This window comes from Vibrio sp. R15-SG3-ISO1B, assembly GCF_059833835.1.
In genome coordinates this window covers 25,447-50,216 of sequence record NZ_JCBDGG010000001.1, presented here as the reverse complement: position 1 = coordinate 50,216, position 24,770 = coordinate 25,447, and the positions used below count along the sequence as shown (strand labels likewise).

20 protein-coding genes are annotated in these 24,770 nt (G+C 50.0%); 2 read left to right on the top strand and 18 right to left on the bottom strand.

The genetic code is table 11. The annotated features are described in order from the left end of the window. The coding region (locus AC6R0S_RS00225; protein WP_500636961.1) for an ExeA family protein at positions 1-1,416 on the bottom strand (1,416 nt) is incomplete at its 3' end. Positions 1,417-1,532: 116 nt separating this feature from the next. Between AC6R0S_RS00225 and AC6R0S_RS00220 the strand changes: the two genes are divergently transcribed. Then, the gene (locus AC6R0S_RS00220; RefSeq protein ID WP_500631807.1) at positions 1,533-2,780 is read left to right on the top strand and encodes a multifunctional CCA addition/repair protein; all 1,248 of its coding nucleotides are present in this window, start codon (positions 1,533-1,535) and stop codon (positions 2,778-2,780) included. Positions 2,781-2,862: 82 nt separating this feature from the next. Here AC6R0S_RS00220 and AC6R0S_RS00215 read toward each other — a convergent pair whose 3' ends face one another. The 6 genes from AC6R0S_RS00215 to rlmD all read right to left on the bottom strand — a co-directional run bounded on the left by AC6R0S_RS00215 (position 2,863) and on the right by rlmD (position 12,323). After that, positions 2,863-4,236 carry an L-cystine transporter gene (locus tag AC6R0S_RS00215; protein ID WP_500631808.1) on the bottom strand — a complete coding sequence of 458 codons (1,374 nt, stop codon included), beginning with the start codon at positions 4,234-4,236 and terminating at the stop codon, positions 2,863-2,865. Between the two features lie 389 nt (positions 4,237-4,625). Continuing rightward, a complete protein-coding gene (gene eno / locus AC6R0S_RS00210) occupies positions 4,626-5,927 on the bottom strand; it encodes a phosphopyruvate hydratase (protein ID WP_334554209.1) in 1,302 nt (433 codons plus the stop codon). An 82-nt stretch (positions 5,928-6,009) separates the two neighbouring features. Continuing rightward, positions 6,010-7,650, bottom strand: coding sequence for a CTP synthase (pyrG, locus tag AC6R0S_RS00205; protein WP_334554207.1), 1,641 nt, complete (start codon positions 7,648-7,650; stop codon positions 6,010-6,012). 172 nt (positions 7,651-7,822) lie between these two features. Beyond that, positions 7,823-8,632 carry a nucleoside triphosphate pyrophosphohydrolase gene (mazG, locus tag AC6R0S_RS00200; protein ID WP_500631809.1) on the bottom strand — a complete coding sequence of 270 codons (810 nt, stop codon included), beginning with the start codon at positions 8,630-8,632 and terminating at the stop codon, positions 7,823-7,825. 101 nt (positions 8,633-8,733) lie between these two features. Further along, a complete protein-coding gene (gene relA, locus AC6R0S_RS00195; protein WP_500628645.1) occupies positions 8,734-10,953 on the bottom strand; it encodes a GTP diphosphokinase in 2,220 nt (739 codons plus the stop codon). A 50-nt stretch (positions 10,954-11,003) separates the two neighbouring features. Further along, positions 11,004-12,323, bottom strand: coding sequence for a 23S rRNA (uracil(1939)-C(5))-methyltransferase RlmD (rlmD, locus tag AC6R0S_RS00190; protein WP_500636960.1), 1,320 nt, complete (start codon positions 12,321-12,323; stop codon positions 11,004-11,006). 175 nt (positions 12,324-12,498) lie between these two features. On the opposite strand from rlmD, the gene barA reads away from it, so the two are divergent. Beyond that, entirely contained in the window at positions 12,499-15,291 is a 2,793-nt protein-coding gene (gene barA, locus AC6R0S_RS00185; protein ID WP_500636959.1) for a two-component sensor histidine kinase BarA, read from the top strand. Positions 15,292-15,305: 14 nt separating this feature from the next. Here the strand turns inward: barA and acpS are convergent, their stop codons facing one another. The 11 genes from acpS to rpoE all read right to left on the bottom strand — a co-directional run bounded on the left by acpS (position 15,306) and on the right by rpoE (position 24,585). Continuing rightward, positions 15,306-15,689: a holo-ACP synthase gene (acpS, locus tag AC6R0S_RS00180; RefSeq protein ID WP_500633442.1), complete on the bottom strand. Its 384-nt coding sequence runs from the start codon at positions 15,687-15,689 to the stop codon at positions 15,306-15,308. A 5-nt stretch (positions 15,690-15,694) separates the two neighbouring features. Next, positions 15,695-16,426: a pyridoxine 5'-phosphate synthase gene (gene pdxJ, locus AC6R0S_RS00175; protein WP_334554195.1), complete on the bottom strand. Its 732-nt coding sequence runs from the start codon at positions 16,424-16,426 to the stop codon at positions 15,695-15,697. Further along, positions 16,426-17,148, bottom strand: a complete 723-nt coding sequence (recO, locus tag AC6R0S_RS00170) for a DNA repair protein RecO (RefSeq protein WP_487901376.1) — start codon at positions 17,146-17,148, stop codon at positions 16,426-16,428. Before recO ends, pdxJ begins: the two co-directional genes overlap by 1 nt. Positions 17,149-17,239: 91 nt before the next feature. Continuing rightward, positions 17,240-18,214, bottom strand: coding sequence for a GTPase Era (gene era / locus AC6R0S_RS00165; protein ID WP_334554191.1), 975 nt, complete (start codon positions 18,212-18,214; stop codon positions 17,240-17,242). Beyond that, a complete protein-coding gene (rnc, locus tag AC6R0S_RS00160; RefSeq protein ID WP_334554189.1) occupies positions 18,207-18,884 on the bottom strand; it encodes a ribonuclease III in 678 nt (225 codons plus the stop codon). The genes era and rnc overlap by 8 nt, the downstream gene beginning before the upstream one ends. A gap of 30 nt (positions 18,885-18,914) precedes the next feature. Continuing rightward, on the bottom strand, positions 18,915-19,811 hold the full coding sequence (lepB, locus tag AC6R0S_RS00155) for a signal peptidase I (protein ID WP_500626461.1): 897 nt from the start codon (positions 19,809-19,811) through the stop codon (positions 18,915-18,917). A gap of 123 nt (positions 19,812-19,934) precedes the next feature. Further along, a complete protein-coding gene (gene lepA, locus AC6R0S_RS00150; RefSeq protein WP_500636958.1) occupies positions 19,935-21,728 on the bottom strand; it encodes a translation elongation factor 4 in 1,794 nt (597 codons plus the stop codon). Positions 21,729-21,895: 167 nt separating this feature from the next. Beyond that, complete coding sequence (locus tag AC6R0S_RS00145) at positions 21,896-22,366, bottom strand: SoxR reducing system RseC family protein (RefSeq protein WP_487901379.1); 471 nt, start codon at positions 22,364-22,366, stop codon at positions 21,896-21,898. Then, positions 22,363-23,325: a sigma-E factor regulatory protein RseB gene (gene rseB, locus AC6R0S_RS00140; protein WP_500631814.1), complete on the bottom strand. Its 963-nt coding sequence runs from the start codon at positions 23,323-23,325 to the stop codon at positions 22,363-22,365. The genes AC6R0S_RS00145 and rseB overlap by 4 nt, the downstream gene beginning before the upstream one ends. After that, positions 23,322-23,951 (bottom strand): RseA family anti-sigma factor, encoded by a 630-nt coding sequence (locus tag AC6R0S_RS00135; protein WP_487901381.1) that lies wholly within the window; start codon positions 23,949-23,951, stop codon positions 23,322-23,324. The genes rseB and AC6R0S_RS00135 overlap by 4 nt, the downstream gene beginning before the upstream one ends. Positions 23,952-24,003: 52 nt before the next feature. Further along, positions 24,004-24,585, bottom strand: coding sequence for an RNA polymerase sigma factor RpoE (rpoE, locus tag AC6R0S_RS00130; RefSeq protein ID WP_334554176.1), 582 nt, complete (start codon positions 24,583-24,585; stop codon positions 24,004-24,006). Positions 24,586-24,770 lie beyond the last annotated feature (185 nt).

Genomic DNA, 24,770 nt, shown 5'->3' with positions numbered 1-24,770 from the left:
GGCAATGGCCTTCCCTTCCATGCCAGGCTTGAGCGTGCCTCCCCAATAGCGCCGCCAAATATGTCGATACTCGCCATTCCAACGCCTCTCAAGTTCGGCGCTGGGCAAGGTGTACAACTGCCCGTCAAGCAACAGCGTTGCGTGATCTGAATCGAGTTGATACAACACCACATAACGTGGGGAGTCTGCCTCCCCCAACGTGAGCAGCACTGGGCGATTGGCTTGCACCAAAGTGGCTAAATCCCCTTGAGTCAGTTGGCATTGAAACACGCTTTGCTCATTCTCCAAACAGAGCTTATCCAACACGGATGCCTGATAGCCCCAGACGCGATACAAGTTCGCTAAACCTTGCTCAAGATTGATAGCGGAGTCGAGTGCCGTTTTCAGCGTATCTGGCAGCACGTGGTTGATCGTCGGTTCACGGTGCTGGATAGGGTGACTGCGGGCGACTTGCTGCGTAATCAGATCATCAGCCCAAAGCGCCGCACTTTGATAACCCACAACACTTAACGCGATACCTATTGCAGCCGCAAACCAATAGGGTGCACCTGAGGCTCTTACCGAATGGCGAGGGCGAGTGACTTGAAACGAAGGCTGGAAGCTCATCACCTCATCACAGGCACGCTGCACACTGTCATGGCTAGGCTTTAGCTCACCGCTCGAGTAGGCATGACGCAGCGCCGCGTCACACACCAAGTTGATCAACCTTGGGATCCCTTGCGTTTGGGTGGCGATCCACTTGAGCGAGCGCGAAGAGAAAAGATCAGGATCGCCGCCGGCGAGTGTCAGCCGATGACGAACATAGTTCGCGGTTTCGGCACCGTCTAGAGGGAGCAAATGGTAGCGGCCCGTGATCCTTTGCGCCAACTGACGCAAGATCGGCATTTGCAATTTTTGCTGTAACTCAGGCTGACCAATTAATAACACTTTCAATAGCTTGTGCTGCTCGGTTTCAAGGTTGGTCAATAGGCGCAGCTGCTCAAGCACTTGCGCACTGAGGTGCTGAGCTTCATCAATCACCAACAAGGTTTGTCGACCTTGCGCGTAACTCTCAATTAAAAACTGGTGGATGGCCTGACTCAATTGCTTCAGTGAGGCGTCATGAGAATAGGCAATGGAGAACTCATCACAGATGGCTTCTAGCAACTCTGATTCGGAAAAGGTTGGGTTGAGTATAAAACCAGCTTGCAGGCGTCCTTGATCGACGATCACATCCAAGTCATTCAACATCGCCTTGGCCACTGTGGTTTTGCCCGTCCCCACTTCTCCGGTTAACATGGCAAAACCGCCCCCTTCCCCTAAACCAGAGGTGAGGCGAAAGATCGCTTCTTTGTGACGCTGGCTGAGATAGAGAAAACGAGAGCTAGGCACAATCGAGAAAGGGAGCTCATGAAAAGCAAAGTGGTGTTTGTACATGCATCTCGTCTCTGAGTGGGTGGCGACTATTTGTTGCTGGGCATTTATTGATAAGAAAAGTACCATTGCACACCCAATTAGCCAACGGCTATGTTTTAAAATGAGAAGGAGTGGCCATGAAACGATACCTTGTCGGTGGCGCGGTACGCGATCACCTGCTCAATATTGACGTTTACGATCAGGATTGGGTGATCGTTGGGGCCACACCCGATGATCTTATCGCGCAAGGCTATACCCCCGTAGGTAAAGAGTTCCCTGTCTTTCTTCACCCTAAGACGAAGCAAGAGTACGCGCTTGCACGCACAGAGCGGAAAACCGGTGCGGGCTACACTGGCTTTGATTGCTACTTCGCACCGGATGTGACGCTCGAAGAGGATTTACGCCGCCGCGATTTGACCATTAACGCCATCGCGCAAGACAGTGAGGGACAGCTGATTGATCCCTACGGTGGCCTAAACGACATCGAGCTGCGCCAACTTCGTCATGTCTCAGAGGCGTTTGTGGAAGACCCGCTGCGCGTGTTAAGAGTCGCTCGATTCGCAGCAAAACTCCATCATTTAGGCTTTGAGGTCGCTCAAGAAACGCTGGGCTTGATGCGCTCCATTGCCGAGTCGGGAGAACTGTCTCAACTTACCCCTGAGCGAATCTGGCTGGAGTGGCAAAAGTCGCTCACCACAGAGAACCCGCACATTTTTCTTTCCGTACTGCGCGAATGCGGCGCGCTCGCAGTCGTTCTGCCCGAACTTGACGCCCTATTTGGCGTACCGCAACCAGAGCAATGGCACCCAGAAATCGATACTGGTATCCACACGCTAATGGTCGCTGAGCGTGCGGCGCGCTTGTCGCCTTCTGCAAGCGTGCGTTTTGCCGCTCAAGTGCATGACCTCGGCAAAGGGGTCACGCCAAAAAATGAGTGGCCGAGTCATAAACTGCACTGTCATACCGGACTCAAGTTGATTAGAGATCTATGTGAGCGGGTAAAGATTCCCAATGAATACCGCGACTTGGCGTTGCTCGTCTGCCAATACCACTCCAATATTCATCGCGCCGCTGAGCTCAAGCCGGCAACGCTACTCAAAGTGCTCGATACCTTTGACGTCTGGCGAAAGCCTGAACGATTAGACGATATCCTGCTCTGCTGCATGGCAGATAGCCAGGGAAGAAAAGGCTTTGAGACCGCACCCTATCCACAAAAACTATGGTTCGAACAAGCCTACCAAGCGGCGCTGAGCGTTGAAGTCAAAGACATCATTGCCGCTGGTTATCAAGGTGCAGAGATTCGCCAAGCGCTCAATCAACGCCGCGTCGAAGCGATTGCCCAAAGCAAAGCGAAGCGTCTCTCTAGTGACCAAAACGAAGAGTAGATGCTTAAAAGAAAAATCGTCACCGAAACGAAAAAAGCCTAAGCAACAAGGCTTAGGCTTTCCACTCTACACAGAGTAACGGTTATGCGCTTTGCTCATTGAGTTCCCGCTCATCCGCTTTCTGTTTTAACAAGCGACTGGTAATCGTACCGGCTGTCATCGCGCCTGAGACATTGAGCGCTGTACGTGCCATATCAATCAACGGCTCAATCGAGATCAATAGTGCAGCAATTGTTACCGGCAGCCCCATCGCAGGCAACACAATCAGTGCAGCAAAGGTCGCGCCGCCACCTACACCAGCAATACCGAATGAGCTAATAGTAATGATCGCCACCAACGACAGGATAAAGTTGATGTCCATTGGGTTGATACCAACCGTCGGCGCGACCATCACAGCCAACATCGCCGGATAGATACCCGCACAACCATTTTGACCAATAGTGGCACCAAATGAGGCGGATAAGTTGGCAATCGCAGGCGGCACTTTTAATTTGCTGATTTGCGCTTCAACGTTCAATGGAATGGTCGCTGCCGAGCTGCGTGACGTGAAAGCAAAGGTCAATACTGGCCAGATCTTAGTGAAGTACTCTTTCGGGCTCACGCCAACAAAAGAGACCAACACACCATGCACAAGGAACATCAACGCAATCGCAAAGTAAGAGGCGATGATAAAGCCCAGCAGATTAAGAATATCACTCGCACTTGAGGTCGCGACCACTTTGGCCATCAAAGCGGCAATACCGTAAGGCGTCAGAGCCATGATCATTTTCACTAGGCGCATGACAATGGATTGCACAGCTTCAACAAAGGTACGAATCGGCGCCGCCAGTTCGGTTTTTTCCAACATCACCTTACGCGCGGCAACGCCAGAAAGGATACCGAAGATCACCACGGCGATAATCGAGGTCGAACGCGCACCCGTCAGATCAGCAAAGGGGTTGGTTGGAATAAAGCTGACTAACATCTGGGGAATCGTCAGGTCACTGACACGATCCATTCGACCTTCTAAGGCAGACAGACGCGCCGCTTCACGCGAACCTTCTGTTAAGCCTTCCGCAGAAAGACCAAAGCCTTGCGTCACTGCAATACCAATCAAAGCAGAAATCGCGGTGGTAAACAGCAGCACGCCAATGGTTAAGCCACTAATTTTGCCAAGGGAGGCCGAGTTCTCAAGCTTCACTACCGCCGCAAACATTGAGACCAGTACCAAAGGCATGATGACCATTTGCAGCAAACCAACATAACCGCGGCCAACCACATTGATCCAGTCTAGGCTCGCACCAATCGCTAGGCTACCTTCACCGTAAATCAGCTGTAACGCTAAACCAAATCCACTACCTAGCACCAATCCAATCAGCACTTGTCTTGATAGTGTTGCGCCTTTTCTTTGCTGAAGATTCAAGAAGAAAAGAAGCGCTGCAAATACCACTAAATTTGCAATCACTGCGACACTCATGATGTTTCCTTTTTAACCAACGTTGTTATTTGAATAATGTAAGACAAATACGGTAACGGTTTGTTGGCAAAATAGAAAATACTCAATTTCCATTATCTAGATACTTTAGTTATAGAACTGAGTGCATAATGAGCAATGATGTAAACAGGTCGTAAATATCATTGATATTGTGGATAGAAAAACAAAAACGCTCCACCGAAGGGAGCGTTTCCAAAAAGCGTTAAAGCTAAACTTTATTCAATGAAGAATTAAGCTTGGCCTTTTCTTCTTTAAGACCGCTTCCTTGAAATATGGAGGTGCACGCTCACCGAGCGTTTCCAAAAAAAAACGCTCCACCGAAGTGGAGCGTTTCTAAAGAGCTTTAAAGCTAGACCTTATTCAATAAAGAATTAAGCTTGGCCTTTTACTTCTTTAAGACCGTTGAAAGGTGCACGCTCACCTAGCGCTTCCTCGATACGGATTAGCTGGTTGTACTTAGCAACACGGTCAGAACGGCTCATAGAACCCGTCTTGATTTGACCTGCAGCAGTACCTACCGCTAGATCAGCGATAGTTGCATCTTCAGTTTCGCCGCTGCGGTGAGAGATTACAGCTGTGTAACCTGCGTCTTTAGCCATCTTGATTGCAGCTAGAGTCTCAGTTAGAGAACCGATTTGGTTGAACTTGATAAGGATAGAGTTAGCTACGCCTTTCTCGATACCTTCAGCAAGGATCTTAGTGTTAGTAACGAATAGATCGTCACCTACTAGTTGAAGCTTGTCACCTAGTAGTTCAGTTTGGTGCTTGAAGCCAGTCCAGTCAGACTCGTCTAGACCATCTTCGATAGAAACGATTGGGAACTTGCTTGCAAGCTCAGCTAGGTAGTGGTTGAACTCTTCAGAAGTGAAGGTTTTACCTTCGCCTTTCATGTTGTAGATGCCAGCTTCTTTGTCGAAGAACTCAGATGCAGCACAGTCCATAGCTAGAGTTACGTCTTTACCTAGTTCGTAACCTGCCGCTGCAACCGCTTCTGCGATCACTTCTAGCGCTTCAGCGTTAGACTTAAGGTTTGGAGCGAAACCACCTTCGTCACCCACTGCAGTGCTGTAGCCTTTAGACTTAAGAACTTTAGCTAGGTTGTGGAATACTTCAGCACCGATACGTAGACCTTCTTTTAGAGTCTTAGCGCCAACTGGTTGGATCATGAACTCTTGGATGTCAACGTTGTTGTCTGCGTGCTCACCACCGTTGATGATGTTCATCATTGGTAGAGGCATAGAGAACTGACCAGCAGTACCGTTTAGCTCAGCGATGTGCTCGTATAGAGGCATGCCTTTCGCTGCTGCAGCAGCTTTAGCGTTCGCTAGAGAAACCGCTAGGATTGCGTTTGCACCGAACTTAGATTTGTTCTCAGTGCCGTCTAGCTCGATCATGATTGCGTCGATAGCCGCTTGGTCTTTCGCGTCTTTACCTGTTAGAGCAGTTGCGATTTCGCCGTTTACTGCTTCAACAGCTTTAAGAACACCTTTACCTAGGAAACGTGCTTTGTCACCGTCACGTAGCTCAAGAGCTTCGCGAGAACCAGTAGATGCGCCAGATGGAGCAGCAGCCATACCTACGAAACCGCCTTCTAGGTGTACTTCAGCTTCTACAGTTGGGTTACCACGTGAGTCGATGATTTCACGACCTAGAACTTTAACGATCTTAGACATTAATGTTTCCTCTCGTTCAAATATAAATGTCAAATTTAAAAGGCAGCAGCACAACCTTCGCCGCCGCCCGTATCCTTTTTACTTACTTCTCAAACTCGCCGCGTGAGTGCTGACCAGCGGCTTTCACGAAACCTGCGAATAATGGGTGACCATCACGAGGCGTCGATGTGAATTCTGGGTGGAACTGAGCCGCAACGAACCATGGGTGCGCTGGGTTTTCAATCATTTCCACCAGCTTCTTGTCTGCAGAAAGACCAGAGACCTTCAAGCCCGCTTTTTCAATTTGTGGTCGAAGGACGTTGTTCACTTCGTAACGGTGACGGTGACGTTCATGAATCGTCGCGCTACCGTATAGCTCGCGAGCCTTAGTTCCTTTCTCTAAGTGACATAGCTGAGAGCCAAGACGCATAGTACCACCAAGATCCGACGTTTCGGTACGTTCTTCAACTTTACCTTCACCGTCGACCCACTCAGTGATCAAGCCTACCACAGGGTATTTCGTCTCTTTATTAAATTCTGTTGAATGCGCGCCTTCCATGCCCGCAACGTTACGAGCGTATTCAATCAACGCGACTTGCATACCAAGACAGATACCAAGGTAAGGGACATTGTTTTCACGCGCGTATTGCGCTGCGCGAATCTTACCTTCGATACCACGGTCACCAAAACCGCCCGGTACTAGAATAGCGTCAAGACCGGCAAGCACTTCAACGCCTTTAGTCTCAACATCTTGTGAATCTACGTATTTAATGGTGACGTTCAAGCGGTTTTTCAAGCCAGCATGCTTAAGCGCTTCGTTGACTGATTTGTACGCGTCCGGCAGTTCGATGTATTTACCGATCATACCGATGGTCACTTCGCCCGTTGGGTTCGCTTCTTCATAGATAACCTGCTCCCATTCAGACAGGTCTGCTTCTGGAGCGTCGATACCAAAACGTGCACACACAAGATCATCAAGACCTTGCGATTTGATCAGTTGAGGGATCTTGTAGATCGAATCCACATCCTTCATCGAAATCACCGCTTTCTCAGGAACGTTACAGAAAAGGGCAATTTTCTTACGCTCGTTCGCTGGGATCATGCGATCGCTACGACAAACCAGAATATCAGGTTGGATACCGATAGAGAGCAGCTCTTTCACTGAGTGCTGAGTCGGCTTGGTTTTCACTTCACCCGCCGCAGCAAGGTAAGGGACTAGCGTCAAGTGCATGAACATCGCACGTTCACGGCCGAGTTCAACAGCAAGCTGACGAATCGCTTCCATAAACGGCAATGACTCGATGTCACCGACCGTACCACCAACTTCAACGATAGCCACATCGTGCCCTTCAGAACCGGCAATAACACGGTCTTTGATGGCGTTAGTGATGTGAGGGATAACTTGAATGGTGGCACCTAGGTAGTCACCACGACGCTCTTTGCGAAGCACGTCTGCGTAAACACGACCGGCAGTAAAGTTATTGCGCTTAGTCATCTTGGTGCGAATGAAACGCTCATAGTGACCAAGATCTAGGTCGGTCTCTGCGCCATCTTCCGTGACGAACACTTCACCGTGCTGAGTTGGGCTCATGGTGCCCGGGTCAACGTTGATGTAAGGGTCAAGCTTCATCATGGTCACTTTAAGACCACGAGCTTCTAGAATAGCGGCTAGAGATGCAGCTGCAATACCTTTACCTAGAGAGGATACAACCCCGCCAGTAACAAAAATGTAATTTGTCGTCATGTTTAACCTGAAATTGGTTGAATGAGGGAAATGGAATTCTTCTGGACGGGACGAAAATATACCAGAAGACCCTAACCGCCACAACGTGAAATCTATCACACTGTGATTTTTTCTTTTTTGCTTCAAATCAAATTCACACGACGGCTGACTGTACTCAGACGAATTCGCGTGATTACTCTGAGCGAGTATTTTTTTCCGCCGCTTTTACTTCATCCCACAGAGCATCAAGCGCCTCTAAGGGTAACTGTTCTAGCGTCTTATTCTGCGCCGCAACGCGTGATTCTACGCCTTTAAAGCGACGCACAAACTTAAGATTCGCCTTACTCAATGCCGATTCTGGGTCATGACCGAGGTGACGAGCAAGATTCACCACCGCAAACAGCAAATCACCGAGCTCCATCTCGACCTTGTCATCTTGCACCGAGACTTGGACCGCTTCCGCGACGACTTCATCGACCTCCTCGCGTACTTTATCCACCACTGGTCCTAAAGTGTCCCAATCAAAACCCACTTTGGCGCACTTTTTCTGAATTTTTGTAGCACGAGAAAGCGCCGGTAGAGAAGCTGGTATTGAGTCTAGGATACTTTGTTCATTTTTGCCTAGTTGCGCTTTCTCTTTGGCTTTTTCCGCCTCCCAATTGGCGTTAATTTCCTCGTCGCTGGCAAACTCCGCTTGACCAAAGACATGCGGGTGACGGCGCGTGAGTTTTTCATTCACTGTGTCGACCACCTCAGAAAAATCAAACAATTGCTGCTCTTTAGCCAGTTGACTGTAGAAAATCACCTGGAACAACAGATCGCCAAGCTCTTCTTTTAGATTGGTCCAATCGCGGTTGTGAATCGCATCCACCACTTCATAGGTTTCTTCAATGGTGTGCGGCACTATGGTGTCGAAAGACTGCTTTAAATCCCATGGGCAGCCGTGTTCTGGATCACGCAGCTTGGCCATGATTTGCTCTAATTGTTCAATTGGATGACTCATGCCTCTCCCTCACAAAATGAAAAGGTGAGCAGCATAACCACTCACCTTCGAACTGTTGGTCGCGCTTAACGCGCATTGTCAATAATTGCTACGGATTCCGGTTAGCCCAAACGTTTAACGCTCATCACGTCTCGGATCTGTTCCACACGTTTGATCACCCGTGATAACACCTCGATGTTGTTCACTTCAAGATCAAAATCCATGATCGATAACTGTTTACGGTAGTCGACGCGATTCTTCATGCTGGTCACTTTGATTTTCTCATTAGCAAACAGCGTAGTGATGTCTTTTAACAGCCCACCGCGCTCCATCGCCTCAACACGGACGGTGAGAATGTAGGAGCCCACAAAACCGCTGCCCCAAACGGTATCAATAATACGTTCTGGTGCATGGTGCCTTAACTCATCAAGCTGCTCACAATCGGCGCGATGTACTGAAATGCCACGGCCCTGGGTGATATAACCGCAGATTTCATCGCCCGGGATTGGCTGACAGCATCGAGCGAGGTGAGTCATCAAGTTGTCGACCCCTTCGACCACAACCGCATCCTTCTTAGGGCGGCTCTGAGCCGGCGCTTTGTGCTCTGCTTCTTGGAGCTTTTCTAGTGCTTGCTTGTCTTCTTCTTCAGCGGTGGGCTTGTTCACCAACGCATTGATATGATTAATGATCTGGTTAATCCGCAAATCACCACTGCCCACCCCAACAAACAGTTCATCGGTCGAGTTAACGTTGAAGCGCTTCAGCGAGTAACGCTCGGCGTCTTTTAACGTCGCACCAATTTTCGCCAGTTCCACCTCGAGAATCTCGCGCCCCGCCTCGAGGTTTTTCTCACGAGACTGCTTGCGGAACCAAGCATTGATCTTCGCGCGTGCTCGCCCTGAGGTCACAAACCCCATCGACGGGTTTAACCAGTCGCGCGATGGGTTGGGCTCTTTAGCGGTAATGATCTCCACTTGATCGCCCATCGACAATTTATGGGTAAAAGGTACGATACGGCCCGCTACTTTGGCACCAATACAGCGATGCCCCACTTCTGAGTGAATGTGGTAAGCAAAATCGAGCGGAGTCGCGCCCATCGGTAAGTCGACGACATCGCCACGCGGAGTAAAGGCATAGACGCGGTCATCAAACACTTGGCTGCGCACTTCATCCAACATCTCACCCGAGTCGGACATCTCCTCTTGCCAATCAAGCAGTTTGCGTAGCCAGGTAATTTTCTCATCGTACCCACTGCGACCAGCGCCGCCCTCTTTGTATTTCCAGTGCGCGGCCACGCCAAGTTCAGAATCTTCGTGCATCTGCTTGGTGCGGATCTGAATCTCGATGGTCTTGCCTTCTGGGCCGAGAATTACGGTGTGAATGGATTGGTAGCCATTCGGTTTTGGGTTTGCGACATAGTCATCAAACTCACTGGGCAGGTGTTTGTATTTGGTGTGCACCATCCCCAGTGCGGCGTAACAGTCTTGCAGTTTATCGGCGATGATGCGCACTGCGCGCACGTCAAACAGCTCATCGAACGCCAAATTTTTCTTCTGCATTTTGCGCCAGATGCTATAGATGTGCTTGGGACGCCCGCTCACTTCCGCGTTGATGCCCGCCTCTTTCATTTCATCGGAGAGATCATCGACAAAATCTTTGATGTACTGCTCACGGACAATGCGTCGCTCAGAGAGCTGCTTCGCAATCTGTTTGTAGGTTTCCGGTTGCTGGTAACGAAAGGCGTAGTCTTCAATTTCCCACTTCAACTGACCGATACCCAAACGGTTGGCCAGTGGTGCGTAGATATTCGCACACTCTTTCGCTGCAGCGCGGCGCACTTCATCGGGCGCTTTCTTTACTTCAATGAGGTTGCAGATTCGCTCAGCTAACTTAATGATTACGCAGCGAAAGTCATCAACCATCGCCAGTAGCATTCGGCGGACATTGTCCACCTGCGCCGATGCAGCGCTGCCTTCCATGGTGATGTTGAGCTGGCCAAGTGCCGCCATCTCTTCTACGCCATCAATCAGTTTGATGGTTTCTTTGCCAAAGTCTTCTTCAAAGGCATCACGCGCGTAGGCACCAGCCGAGACGAGCGGAAACAGCAGCGCCGCCACTAAGGTGGCTTTGTCCATCGACAGCGTGATTAAAATTTCGATCATTTCACGGCCACGCCATAACAGCAGTGGGCCTTGTTCATTACCCTCAAGTACCTTTTCACACTGGCGGTACACTTCTTTTAAGCGCTGGGCAATTTTTGCGTCCTGATTCAGGCTCGCAATCCATTTTTCTAGCTCAAACTGTTCGTCTTGATTTAAGTGTGCGCTTCTTACCGCAACCATCTCTATCGTCCTAGTTTTTTTATTTTTTTAACCTCGCCCAACGGGCGGGTCTAATCCTTAACAAATAACGCCATTGATTCTAAATGGCTGGTATGGGGGAACATATCCAACATCGCGAGTTTTTCTAATTGGTAGCCCTGCTCGAGAAGGCTTTGCGAATCCCTTGCTAGGGTAGCAGGATTGCAAGAAACATAAACGACACGAGTCGCACCCAAGGCAGAAAGTTGTTCTACGATACCACTCGCGCCCGCTCGTGCTGGGTCGAGCAACACTTTATCGAACTTTTCGCCCGCCCAGGCGTTATTTGCGATGGGCAGCTCCAAATTCGCTTGGAAAAACTCGACATTGGAGAGTTGATTGAGCGCCGCATTGTTCGCCGCTTTCTCAACCATCGCCTCCACACCTTCAACACCAACCACATGCGCAACCTGCTTAGCGATTGGCAAGCTAAAGTTGCCTAGACCGCAAAACAGATCCAACACACGATCGCTGTCGCTCAACGTTAGCCACGCCATTGCCTGTTGGACCATTTGCGCGTTGACCTTCTGATTGACCTGAATAAAGTTATTTGGTTCAAACGCAATAGTCACGCCTGCTTCTTGGTAGACCCCAGCCTCGCCCTTCACCAACTTCAACTGATGACTTTCCGGCATCAGGTAAAGAGTGATGTGGTGAGTGGTCGCAAAGGCGATCAACGCCGCCTCTTCACTCTCGGCCAGCGGCTTGAGATGTCTTACAACCAGAATATTGACGTTGTCTCCTTTCACCAACTCCACATGGCCAAGGTGCTCTGGCTGACTGAACTCCGACAACAAGGCATACAGTGGCGCCATTAACGCGCTTAGCTCTGGTGCCAATACTGGGCAATCGGTCAGTGTGATGATCTCTTGGCTCTGTTTTTTACGAAAACCGAACTGTAACTGACGCTGCTTTTTATCCCACTTGATACTGATGCGCGCGCGGCGGCGATAGCCTTGCTCATCGCCAGAAATCAGGGCTGAGAGCGCTGCATCCTGTCCGCTGAATTTGCGCATCAACTGCGCCAAGGTGCGCGATTTATGCGCTTGTTGATCGGCGCTAGAGACGTGCTGCATGTTACAACCGCCACACATGTCGTAATGCGGGCAAAATGGCGCAATACGCTCTGAACTAGGCGTGAGAACTTTGATCAATTTGGCACGCGCGTACTTGGCTTTACTTTCCGTCAGTTGAATCAATACCTCTTCTTTAGGCAAAGCGCCTTCAATAAAAATCGGCTTTTTATTTTGGTATGCCATGCCCGCACCGTGGTGATCGAGTTTCTCTACCAGAATAGATTGATGCTTAGTATTGAGTTGAGTTTTCTTTTTAGGTTGGAAGAAACGCGCCATGTGCCGTGCCTATTTCGCAGTCAACAGACTGTATTTGCTCTAATTACAGTGTCGATTCCCGCTTTTACAGCAGAATCATTGTGTGAGCCGACCGAGTTGATTATGCTTAAACCTTCGGCGGCTTCTATTTATGGAAGTTATTTTCCCATATCCACACCACGATGTTTAGACAATAATGACCAGATATGGCTTACGCGCCCGCGTTATTTCTCTTACTCTCGCCCCCACATTGATCATCGGTCTTCTACTGACCGCCTTCTTTTCCTTTAATCGCTATCACGATTTGGAAACTCAGGTCATCAATTCAGGTTTAAATATCGTTGAGCCTTTGGCGATTGCCAGTGAAGATGGGCTTCGCAACAACAGCCGCGAAGCCGTCAGGCGCATCATCAGCTTTGCGCATCGTAAGAACTCGAAATTTGTCCGCAGTATTGCCGTGTTTGATTACAAGCACGATCTGTTCGTGACCTCGAACTTTCACCCTAACTTCGAGTCGCTGACCTTTCCAAAACAAGAGCCCATCCCGCTGCTACTCACCTCTGATTTGCGCGACAACACCTTAATTCTTCGCGCGCCCGTTATCTCTGAGGCGGGCTTAACCGCCACACTCGAAGGGCAAAGTACCACACCAGCACTCGGCTATGTCTCGATTGAGCTCGATCTCTCTTCGCTGCGCTTGCAGCAGTATCAAGAGATTTTTGCCGCTGCGTTAGTGTTGCTCGTCGGACTCGGCCTATCCGCCGTCTTCGCCTACCGCTTGATGTACGACGTTACCCGTCCGATCTCTCACATGAAAAACATGGTGGATCGCATTCGTCGCGGGCATTTGGATGTGCGTATCGAAGGCAAAATGCACGGCGAGCTCGACTCGTTGAAAAACGGCATCAACGCAATGGCGGTCTCGCTGTCGGAATACCATGTGGAAATGCAGCACAGCATCGACCAAGCCACTTCCGATCTACGCGAAACCCTTGAACAACTTGAGATCCAAAACGTCGAGCTCGATATTGCGAAAAAACGCGCGCAAGAAGCGGCGCGAGTGAAATCCGAGTTTCTGGCAAACATGTCACACGAGCTAAGAACGCCGCTCAATGGTGTGATCGGTTTTACTCGCCAGATGTTGAAAACCAAACTCACCAACAGCCAAACCGATTACTTGCAGACCATCGAACGCTCCGCCAACAACTTGCTCAACATCATCAATGACATCCTTGATTTCTCGAAACTTGAAGCAGGTAAGCTGGCGCTGGAGAATATTCCTTTTGAGTTCCAAGAGTCGCTGGAAGAGGTGGTTAGCCTGCAAGCCACCAGCGCCCATGAAAAAGGGCTAGAGTTGACGCTCAAAGTGGATCCGAAAATTCCGGCGGGTCTCGCCGGCGATCCGCTGCGCATCCAACAAGTGTTGACCAACCTGGTGGGCAACTCCATCAAGTTTACTGAGCGTGGCAACATCGATATCAGCGTCGAACTTCGCTCACAGCGCGATGACGTGGTCGAGTTGCAATTTATGGTACGCGACACGGGTATCGGTATCTCAGAGCGTCAACAAGCGCAGCTTTTCCAAGCCTTTAGTCAAGCAGACGCCAGCATCTCGCGCCGCTATGGTGGCACCGGGCTTGGGCTGGTCATCACGCAGAAACTCGTCAGTCAAATGGGCGGTGAAATCAGCCTAACCAGTCGCTTGCACCAAGGCTCTACCTTCTGGTTTACCTTGAGATTGCATGCCACCGATATGCCGGTGAGCGATCTCATCGAAGCGCAAGCCCTAGCGCAGCGCCAGTTGCTGCTAATTGAACCTAATATGCAAGCGGCCTCGATCGTACAAAACATGTTGACTCGCGAAGGGTTGTCGGTCACTTACCGCTCGTCGATGCCTGAAGAAGCCGCCAACTATGATTACGTGCTGCTTAATCTGGCTCCGAGCCAAGATAACACCGTTAGCGAAGTAGAAAGCTTGGTGGAACGCGCCATGGCCTACGCGCCGCACGTTGTCCTCGGCATGCCAAGTACCGCCCTTGCTTTGTCTGATCACTTGATTCAAAAGTATCAAGTTCACTGCATCACCAAACCATTGTCACGCCGTAAGCTTCTACAGACGTTAGCCGCGAACCAAGAGGCGCTGCCTATACTGGAGCCCAGTACGCCTGTCAGCACCGATAAATTGCCACTGACGGTGATGGCGGTGGATGATAATCCCGCGAACTTGAAACTCATCACCGCCCTACTCAAAGAGCGCGTTGAGCGAGTGATCACCTGTAGCAATGGCGAAGACGCCGTCGCGCAGGCGGAACATCAGCATTTTGATATGATCCTTATGGACATTCAAATGCCGAAAATGGATGGGGTTACCGCCTCCAAAGCGATTAAAAAACTGCCGCTCAATGAGCAGACTCCGGTGATCGCTGTCACCGCTCATGCCATGCTAGGCGAGCGCGACCGCCTACTCAAAGCCGGCATGGATGACTACCTCACCAAACCAATAGAAGAGCATGTATTGCAGCAGGTGTTGATGCACTGGAACCCCAATGCTACTGTGCAAGAGTTGGAAAAGCTCGATCTTTCAGTCCACACAACACCGGATGTGCAGAGCACACCGTCAACGAGTGATAGCCAAATCGTCATTGACTGGCCCGCCGCGCTGAAGCAATCCGCCAACAAAGCCTCGCTTGCCAAAGAGATGTTGCAAATGCTGGTCGACTACATTCCCGAGGTCAATTCGGTTGTCGAACAGGCGCTCACGGGGGATGGGGATGAAGAAGGTCGAGAGAATCTGATTCATCATGTCCACAAACTCCATGGCAGCAGTTCATATTGCGGTGTACCACGTCTTAAGTCGATTTGCGCGACACTAGAGAAAGCGCTGCGCTCAGACGCGAGTATTGAAGAGGTGGAGCCGGAGCTGTTTGAGTTGCAAGATGAGATGGAAAAAGTGACCGAGGCGTCGGCCCACTACCTAGCACTTAATTAGGTCTCGGCCTGACATCAGGCCGATTCGTAAATCACCGTCGCCATCGCATAGTGGCGCTCATCAGAGATCGACAGGTGGACATGCGCCACCTGCTTTTGATTCGCCAATGCTAAAGCTTTATTGGCCAGCGTTAGGACAGGCGCACCGAGTTCGTCATTGCTGATGGTAAAGTCTTGAAAGGTCACGCCGAGCGCGATTCCCGTTCCCAATGCTTTTGATGCGGCTTCTTTCGCAGCAAAGCGTTTGGCGAGAAAACGCGCCTTCTGTTTAATGGTATGAAACGTATCGAGCTCAGGCGGCGTTAAGATTCGCTGGGCAAACGCATCACCACTGCGAGCGAGGGCTTTTTCCACTCGCTCGATTTCCGCAATGTCTGTGCCTAATCCTACGATCGCCATAGTGACTACTTTCTAGCTTCGACCATAATGGCCTTCATGTCAGCCACGGCTTTTGCCAAACCGTCAAAGGCCGCGCGGCCGATAATAGAGTGACCGATGTTCAACTCGTACATTTCTGGAATGGCCGCAATCGGAGCCACGTTGTGATAGGTGAGACCATGCCCGGCATTCACGGTAATGCCGAGATCGGCGGCGTAGCTGGCGCCTGCGGCGATCTTTTTCAGTTCGTCTTGTTGGTCTGCATCATTGGTTGCATCTGCATAGTGGCCGGTGTGCAGTTCAATGTAGGGTGCACCACACGCTTTTGCGGCGTCGATTTGCTGGCGATCGGCATCAATGAACAGAGAGACTTTAATGCCGGCATCGGTGAGTTTTTGGGTCGCTGCTTTGATTTTCTCAAGTTGACCTACCACATCCAGACCACCTTCAGTGGTCAGCTCTTCGCGTTTCTCTGGCACCAAGCAGACATACTCTGGCTGGGTTTGCAGCGCAATTTCGACCATTTCATCAGTAACGGCCATTTCCAGATTCATTCGCGTTTGAATCGTTTCACGTAAGATACGAACATCACGATCGTTGATGTGACGGCGATCTTCGCGTAGGTGGATGGTGATCCCATCTGCACCGGCGCGCTCAGCCACTTCTGCGGCATGGACAGGGTCTGGGTATTTTGTCCCGCGTGCGTTACGTAGAGTTGCGATGTGATCGATGTTCACGCCAAGGTAGATTGAGCTCATTATTCCATACTCCGTGCTCTGGGAACCCTTGCGATGAAAAGTTCCCTGCTTTTTAAAGGTTTGCCGCCAAGATACGGCTTTAAGGCCAGTCGTGTAAAGCGTTTTGCCGCTTTGAGTTGTTCTTTTGTGGTGAAGCGACGCTCGCTGATCGCGATCAGTTCATTGCCTAAAAACGTCAGGTTGTCGTTTCTCACTGAGGCAATGAATCCCTTCTGCTCGCGATAGCGATAGGTCATCTCCGGTGAGACTGGCTCGCCACTGCCCGCACAGTGTAAAAAATCCACGCCATACCCCATCGCCGACAGCAGCGCCAACTCAAAGCGGCGCAAAGCAGGCTCTGGATTCTCGCTTTGCGCCAACTCCGTCAACGCATGCAGGTAGTCATGAAACAGAGCAGGCATCGCCACTTCGGCCATTAACACTCGGCCAATCAACTCATTGACGTACATAGCAGAATAGAGATGAATACCAAAGAGAGGGAGACCTAAACTGATAGGCTCGGCTTGGCGCAGCGTTTTCATTGAACCTTTGCCTGACCATTTCAATAGTAGTGGTGTGAAGGGTTGCAGCGCCCCTTTGAGGTTAGAACGTTTGCTGCGCGCGCCTTTTGCCATCAAAGTGATGCGGCCATACTCTTCACTGAAGACGTCAAGAATCAGGCTCGATTCACTATAGGGTCGGCGATGAAGTACAAAGCAGCGTTGTAAACCTTCTGATGACATAGCCTTTGATCATAACAGACACGAGGTTACGATCCTTCGTCAACCCAGTGAGGAGAATGCTCTCTTAGCGAGGCGCTAAGAGAGCCAACGGTTAAAGATCGTCGATGTAACCGAGAGAGCGCAGTGCGCGCTCGTCATCCGCCCAACCCGATTTCACTTTGACCCACGTTTCTAAGTAGACCTTACGGCCAAACAGTTCTTCCATATCGAGGCGCGCTTCGCGACCAATCGTCTTAATTTTCTCGCCGCCTTTACCGATGACCATTTTCTTCTGGCCACTGCGTTCCACCAAGATCAGTGCGTTGATGTGGAAACCGTCGGTGTCTGGGTTGTAATCGAAACGCTCGATTTCCACCGTCACCGAATAAGGCAACTCTTCGCCAGTAAAGCGCATCAACTTTTCACGCACAATTTCAGATGCCATAAAGCGCTGAGAGCGGTCAGTCACATACTCTTCAGGGAAGTGATGGGCCGCTTTAGGTAAGTGTTCACGGACATGCTTGCGCAGCACATCAATGTTTTTACCGTGTTTGGCCGAAATCGGTACCACATCGACGAATTCCATCTTCTTCGACAGATCCATCATGTGCAGCATCACTTCGTTGCGATCTTGAACGTTGTCGACTTTGTTGACACACAGCACAACAGGGAAGTTCGACTTCTGCAACTTGGTGAGCACCATCTCGTCGTCTTTGGTCCAGTGGGTGCCATCAACGAGGAAAAACACCAGATTGACATCACTCAATGAAGAGTTGGCCGCGCGGTTCATCAAACGGTTGATGGCGCGTTTCTCTTCAATGTGTAGCCCTGGGGTATCGACATAAATCGCTTGGTAATCCCCTTCTGTATCCACACCCATGATACGGTGGCGCGTAGTCTGAGGTTTACGTGAAGTTATCGAAATTTTTTGACCTAGAATGCGATTCAGCAGTGTCGATTTGCCAACATTCGGTCGGCCAACAATGGCAATAAAACCACAGTGTTGGTTCTCTGGCGACGCGGTTTCACCACTTGATGAAAAGAACGCATCGATATCAAATTCGTTGTTGTCGGTTGAGTCAGTCATTGTTAAGTTGCTCTAGCGCTAATTCCGCAGCCGCTTGTTCTGCCTTGCGGCGGCTGGTGCCTTTGCCAATGACAGGATCTCCGATACCTGCCACTTCACACGAAACCGTAAATTGCTGGTTGTGTGCTTCACCTTTAATAGTAGTCACTGTATAGACAGGAAGCGGTTTTCTTCGCCCTTGCAGAAATTCTTGCAAACGCGTCTTGGGATCTTTTTGCGATACCCCCGGCTTAATGGCATCCAAACGACTCTGGTACCAGCTGAGTATAATCCTACGGACCACTTCAATATCGCTATCCAAGTATATCGCCCCAATGATCGCCTCTACGGCATCGGCAAGAATGGAATCACGACGGAAACCGCCACTTTTTAACTCACCTGGACCTAATTTTAAGTGATCTCCGAGTTCGAATTCTCGACCCAGTTCCGCTAGCGTATTGCCACGCACTAAGGTCGCACGCATACGGCTCATGTCCCCTTCGTTCACTTTAGGGAAGCGGTGATAAAGATCGTCAGCAATGACAAAACTTAAAATTGAATCGCCCAGAAACTCAAGACGCTCATTGTGTTTTCCATTTGCGCTGCGGTGTGTCAGCGCAAGTTGGAGTAACTCGGCATCGTTGAACGGATAGCCGAGTCTGTTTTCTAGATTAGTGATTGGAGAATTCATGCTCTCTCGATAGTTTGTGCTATAAACAAGCTAGTTAATGCCACCAATGCGGTTAAAACGCACACCAGTTGGAATCCAAGTCGGCAAGACACTGTCTGCACCACGATCAAACTCAAAACTGATCCAAATTGCAACGGCCTTGCCAACGAGGTTGGCCTCTGGAACAAAGCCCCAGTAGCGGCTGTCAGCACTGTTGTCACGGTTATCACCCATGACAAAATAGTGCCCTTGCGGTACAACCCACTCGTTCACACCACTGCGTGGCTGATACGCCGACACGCGATCACGGCGAAGTGGGTTAACCAAAATTTGATGCTCCACTTCACCCAACTCTTCATTCAGTTGGATAAGTGGTACGCCGTCTTGAATAAACGGACTCTCTACCACATTCGATAATCCCACTTGGCGGCAAGTGCTCTCACCTTGTGGCTGAATGCAGATCTCTTTTTTGCTGCTGTAACGCACGGTATCACCCGGAAGGCCGACCACGCGTTTGATGTAATCGATGCTCGGTTGTGGTGGATACTTAAAGACGACCGTATCACCGCGCTCCGGTTTGCCTGTTTCCACCAGTTGCGTACGCCAAACGGGATCTTTGAGTCCATAAGCGTATTTCTCAACCAGGATAAAGTCGCCGACTAATAGCGTTGGCATCATGGAGCCTGATGGAATCTGAAACGGCTCATAAATGAACGAGCGCAGCACCAACACAATCGCAATCACGGGGAAGATGGAGACACTGTTCTCGATCCACCAAGGCTGCTTTTTCACTTTGGCTAACGTCGCGTCATCCAAACCTGTGGTTTGTGCTTCGATATCCATCACTTGGCGTTGACGCTGCTTAGCAAAAACCAGCTTCTCCAGTAGCCAAACAATACCAGTCACCAAAGTGACGATGACTAGGATGAGTGAAAATGTGTTCGCCATTGACTTCCCTTATCTCAAAAATACGAAAGTGAAAGGGTAGCCCCTTTCACTCAAAACGTTGGCGCTAAAGCCAGTCAACATCGCCGACCCACTATCGCGCTCAATCTTTACCGATGGGCAAACTTAATCTTTGCCTACGTGCAAAATAGCAAGGAACGCTTCTTGTGGCAGCTCGACGTTACCGATCTGCTTCATACGCTTCTTACCCTCTTTTTGCTTCTTCAGTAGTTTCTTCTTACGACTCACGTCACCACCGTAACATTTAGCGATAACGTTTTTACGCAACTGCTTCACCGTAGAACGAGCGATGATGTGGTTACCGATCGCCGCTTGAATCGCAATATCAAACATCTGACGTGGAATGAACTCTTTCATTTTTTCCACCAGCTGACGGCCGCGAGTTTGCGATTGATCTTTGTGCGTGATTAGCGCCAGCGCGTCGACTTTATCACCGTTGAGCAGTACATCCACACGTACCATGTTAGACGCTTCAAAGCGTTGGAAGTTGTAATCCAGAGAAGCGTAACCACGTGAGGTAGACTTCAAGCGGTCGAAGAAATCAAGCACCACCTCTGCCATCGGGATATCGTAAGTCACCGCCACTTGGTTGCCGTGGTACACCATATCCACTTGAACGCCGCGCTTTTCAACACACAAGGTAATCACGTTACCTAAGTAATCAGAAGGCACCAAAATATTACAACGTGCAATTGGCTCACGAATCTCTTCGATATCGTTGATCGCCGGCAGTTTTGCTGGGCTATCCACATAGATCAGCGTGTCGTCGGTCTTTTCCACTTCGTACACTACGGTTGGCGCAGTGGTGATAAGATCAAGATCGTATTCACGCTCTAGACGCTCTTGAATGATCTCCATGTGCAGCATGCCAAGGAAACCACAACGGAAGCCAAAGCCCAGTGCCGCCGAGTTTTCTGGCTCGTAGAACAAAGAGGCATCGTTCAAACTCAGTTTACCTAGCGCGTCACGGAAGTTTTCGTAATCGTCTGAGGAGACAGGGAAGAGACCCGCATACACCTGAGGTTTGACTTTCTTAAAGCCCGGTAGTGGTTTTTCACTGCCGTTTTTCGCCAAAGTCAGCGTATCACCAACAGGCGCGCCCAAGATGTCTTTGATACCACACACAACCCAACCGACTTCGCCAGTGCGAAGAATGTCGCTATCGATTTGTTTTGGCGTGAAAATACCTAAACGATCCACCCCCCAAGTTTGACCTGTGCTCATCACTTTGATCTTGTCGTTCTTTTTCAATTGACCGTTCTTGATGCGCACCAAAGAGACGACACCTAAGTAGTTGTCAAACCAAGAGTCGATGATCAACGCTTGCAGAGGTGCATCGGGATCGCCTTCTGGCGCTGGAATCGCAGCAACGATGTTTTCCAGCACATCTTCGACACCTAGACCCGTCTTCGCTGAGCAGCGAGTAGCCTCAATAGCATCAATCCCGACGATCTCTTCGATCTCTTCGGCAACGCGCTCAGGATCAGCGGCAGGCAAGTCAATCTTGTTCAGAATAGGCACGACTTCCAGATCCATTTCGATCGCGGTGTAGCAGTTCGCTAGGGTTTGTGCTTCAACGCCTTGACCGGCATCCACCACCAACAGCGCACCTTCACAAGCCGCCAAAGAACGCGACACCTCGTAGGCAAAGTCAACGTGCCCTGGAGTGTCGATAAAGTTGAGCTGATAAGTTTCACCGTCTTTAGCGGTGTAGTTCAGTGTCACACTCTGCGATTTGATGGTGATACCACGCTCACGCTCCAGATCCATTGAGTCGAGAACCTGAGCGGCCATTTCACGGTCGCTTAAACCACCACAAACTTGGATTAAACGGTCTGATAGGGTCGACTTACCGTGGTCGATATGGGCAATGATCGAAAAGTTACGAATGTGCTTCATGATTTGGTGTGACTAAACTCTTTCAAATAGGGACGAAATACCAATCGAAATAACCCTCTGCTGAGCAGTTCAGTTCAGAGAGTTATCCAGATTGGTATGAGAAAGCCGTCATATGACGGCATTTCAAACAAGTTGGCAGATTCTACCCAATTTCTAAGCGCTACGCACTAGCTAATTGGCTCACCCAGAATCCGTATCAAAGTGACTTGTTGCGACGACTGTCGCTCAAGATGAGAGGCGAACGTCTTGGCAAAGAGGATACCCGCTGCCGTTGCCAGTGCGGAGCACAAAATGACGACGCCCTCGCCAAGGTCAAACCAAGGCGCGATGAGAGCGGAGCCAAGCCAAGCCCCCAGGATCAAACCAAACAATGGCAACAGATAGACCAGCGCGGCCGACTGCAACACGCGTTTCTCAGGCAGGCCAATTTCCACCACCTGCCCTTCACGTACCGCTTGTTTGGTCTCTAAGTGCCAGTAGAGTGATTTATTGCCAACCGCTTTCGACACAATCCCCGTGCCGCAGCTTTTTTGCGACGAGCAACTGCTGCAACTGGTCTGCTGCTCACAGCTCAGCTCCACGTGAAATCCGCCATGGTGCGCCTTGACCGAGGAGACGGTCGCCAATGCCGTCATCATTGGTTGTGCCTTGAAGCATCAATCGTGACGGACTGAGCGATGCGTTTTGCCGTCGCAGGAGGAATATCGCCAATCACAGAGATTTCCGCTGAACCACTAACAAAGCTGTGCAACGTTCTTCGACCTTGACGAACAAGTTGCCCTTTTAGTGACAAGTTGTCACTGTCGGAGACATAAATCGAGAAACTGAACAGACCGTCGCTGTACATTTGACTCTCCACCATGCGCTCAGTGTTCGCCATACGATAACGGTTGAGCTCTTTGGGCTCAAAGCCGTTTGGAATCCAGTCTGCATGCCAATTAGGATTGTCTAAACTGCCTTTGGGCAGTGAAAGAACCTCTGGCAATTTTACCTCATTCAAACCACTTAAAATCGTGCCGATATGGTCGTTGACGCTATAGGAAATGGTGCGATATTGCTCTAACACTTCGCCATCACGATCCACCAGATCCGCTCTTAGAGGCAAATGCGTTTTCTCATCGACCCACAGCACGTAGGAGTAACGCAATCCGTCTTTGGGTACCACACGCAGCACTTGGCACGCCGTACCAGCCTCGCGAGCTCGGCCCACTTGGACGAAGTCGTAGAATTGGCTTAATTCATCAACGTCGGCATTAAGCAAAGGGATGGTGGGGGCGACAATTTCACCCGACTCAATCGTAAACGGTTCGACACCAGGCTCAATGTAGCTGACTTCATTGCCACGGCGAATCACTTCACGGATAGGCCCACTGAGATAGACAAGGTGGGCAAGTTGTTGGTCGTCCGCTCGCGCGTGACGGTACAGCAAAGGCTCAATACTGTTTTTCTTGATCAGGATGTAAGAAAGCTCGTAATTGAGGTGCTGGCTGGCATCGTTCATTTGATCCAACAACGCCTTCGCAGCGTCATCGGCTGCAAAGGCGATTGGTGTATTCAAACTGAACAGTGCCAGCGCACTGATCAGGATTTTTCTCATTCAACTACCATTTCTGGGTGGTCATTCATCTGCTCTGTTTTACTGTTCAGACGCAACTGAAGTTCATAATCTTGCAACATAGCGTTTATGCGACGGCGTTGCTCTTGCACATCGACTTGACTCGCCGTACTGGATTGCGGCTCAACCGACGAACGCGTCAAGCTGACCGGCTCTGCACTGCCCGCAAACGGAATGGTTTGCAAAACAGGTAACTGGTCTGATTCTGGCGCAGCGGCGTCAGACCCACCGTATTGCTGAACGCCTAAAATAACGGCCAGCGATACGCAAGCCGCGACCGCGACTTGGCCAAACTGATTGAGCCATGCAGGCAACTGACGACGGGCTTGAGCAGGCGTCGGCTGCGACTCTACCGCAGTCTCGTTGATCTCTCGCACTGACGTATCTTGCAGAGTCGAATGCGCAGGCTCAGACTCCAAAGCCAAAGCGACGCTGTCTGCGATATTCCATTCAGGCTTTTGCGGCGCATCGCCACGCATGACATCACCAATGAGATGGTAATGCTTCCAAGCTTGTTGGCTGGACGCATCTTGCTCGAGCTCTGCAATCAGACCTTTGTCCACCAACTCTCCATCCATGAGCGCTGAAAGTTTCTCTTTGTCAGCCATTATCATTCACCATTAATCCTATCTATCAGGCATTAGGGTTGTCATTTACCTATCATTGACGTTGCATTAGCGGTTGGATTTTCTTCTCCACCGCCTCTCGAGCACGGAATATTCTCGAACGTACGGTTCCTACTGGGCAATCCATAACCGCAGCAATCTCTTCATAGCTCAAGCCATCGAGCTCACGCAACGTCATCGCGGTTTTTAAATCATCAGGCAGTGCTTCAATCGCACTGAAAACAACGTGTTTCAATTCATTGGACAACGTTAAATTCTCAGGGTTCGATATTTCTTTCAGCGCACTACCGTTTTCGTAATATTCAGCTTCTTCAGTATCCACATCTTGCGCGGGTGGTCTGCGACCTTGGGCAACAATATGGTTTTTCGCAGTATTAACGGCTATTCGATACAACCAAGTGTAAAACGCGCTCTCGCCTCGAAAACTTGGGATGGCTCGATACGCCTTAATAAATGCTTCTTGTGCTACATCCGGGACATCCCCTGGGTTATTGATGTAGCGGGAGATAAGGTTACAGACTTTGTTTTGATAGCGAATCACCAACAGGTTGAACGCTTGCTTATCTCCATTCTGAACTCGCTCAATTAATACTTGATCGGTCAGCTGCTCGTTCATTCGAGCGGGTACTCCTATTGTTATCGACTCTTATCCTCTCAGATATGAGCATTAATTATGCAAAATGTAGTATTGACACCACTGCTTACTTGAGCACTATTGTGACCTAGTAATAAAAATAAAGTTCAAAACAAATTTCACTATTTTTTGAGAAGTGATGCCCTTGCCACGAAGACGATTTGATT

Bases quoted from the DNA above. Each gene is read 5' to 3' on its own strand.
- AC6R0S_RS00220 (WP_500631807.1), top strand. From the start codon at position 1,533: ATGAAACGATACCTTGTCGGTGGCGCGGTACGCGATCACCTGCTCAAT.
- AC6R0S_RS00215 (WP_500631808.1), bottom strand. From the start codon at position 4,236: ATGAGTGTCGCAGTGATTGCAAATTTAGTGGTATTTGCAGCGCTTCTT.
- eno (WP_334554209.1), bottom strand. From the start codon at position 5,927: ATGTCTAAGATCGTTAAAGTTCTAGGTCGTGAAATCATCGACTCACGT.
- pyrG (WP_334554207.1), bottom strand. From the start codon at position 7,650: ATGACGACAAATTACATTTTTGTTACTGGCGGGGTTGTATCCTCTCTA.
- mazG (WP_500631809.1), bottom strand. From the start codon at position 8,632: ATGAGTCATCCAATTGAACAATTAGAGCAAATCATGGCCAAGCTGCGT.
- relA (WP_500628645.1), bottom strand. From the start codon at position 10,953: ATGGTTGCGGTAAGAAGCGCACACTTAAATCAAGACGAACAGTTTGAG.
- rlmD (WP_500636960.1), bottom strand. From the start codon at position 12,323: ATGGCGCGTTTCTTCCAACCTAAAAAGAAAACTCAACTCAATACTAAG.
- barA (WP_500636959.1), top strand. From the start codon at position 12,499: ATGACCAGATATGGCTTACGCGCCCGCGTTATTTCTCTTACTCTCGCC.
- acpS (WP_500633442.1), bottom strand. From the start codon at position 15,689: ATGGCGATCGTAGGATTAGGCACAGACATTGCGGAAATCGAGCGAGTG.
- pdxJ (WP_334554195.1), bottom strand. From the start codon at position 16,426: ATGAGCTCAATCTACCTTGGCGTGAACATCGATCACATCGCAACTCTA.
- recO (WP_487901376.1), bottom strand. From the start codon at position 17,148: ATGTCATCAGAAGGTTTACAACGCTGCTTTGTACTTCATCGCCGACCC.
- era (WP_334554191.1), bottom strand. From the start codon at position 18,214: ATGACTGACTCAACCGACAACAACGAATTTGATATCGATGCGTTCTTT.
- rnc (WP_334554189.1), bottom strand. From the start codon at position 18,884: ATGAATTCTCCAATCACTAATCTAGAAAACAGACTCGGCTATCCGTTC.
- lepB (WP_500626461.1), bottom strand. From the start codon at position 19,811: ATGGCGAACACATTTTCACTCATCCTAGTCATCGTCACTTTGGTGACT.
- lepA (WP_500636958.1), bottom strand. From the start codon at position 21,728: ATGAAGCACATTCGTAACTTTTCGATCATTGCCCATATCGACCACGGT.
- AC6R0S_RS00145 (WP_487901379.1), bottom strand. From the start codon at position 22,366: ATGATGACGGCATTGGCGACCGTCTCCTCGGTCAAGGCGCACCATGGC.
- rseB (WP_500631814.1), bottom strand. From the start codon at position 23,325: ATGAGAAAAATCCTGATCAGTGCGCTGGCACTGTTCAGTTTGAATACA.
- AC6R0S_RS00135 (WP_487901381.1), bottom strand. From the start codon at position 23,951: ATGGCTGACAAAGAGAAACTTTCAGCGCTCATGGATGGAGAGTTGGTG.
- rpoE (WP_334554176.1), bottom strand. From the start codon at position 24,585: ATGAACGAGCAGCTGACCGATCAAGTATTAATTGAGCGAGTTCAGAAT.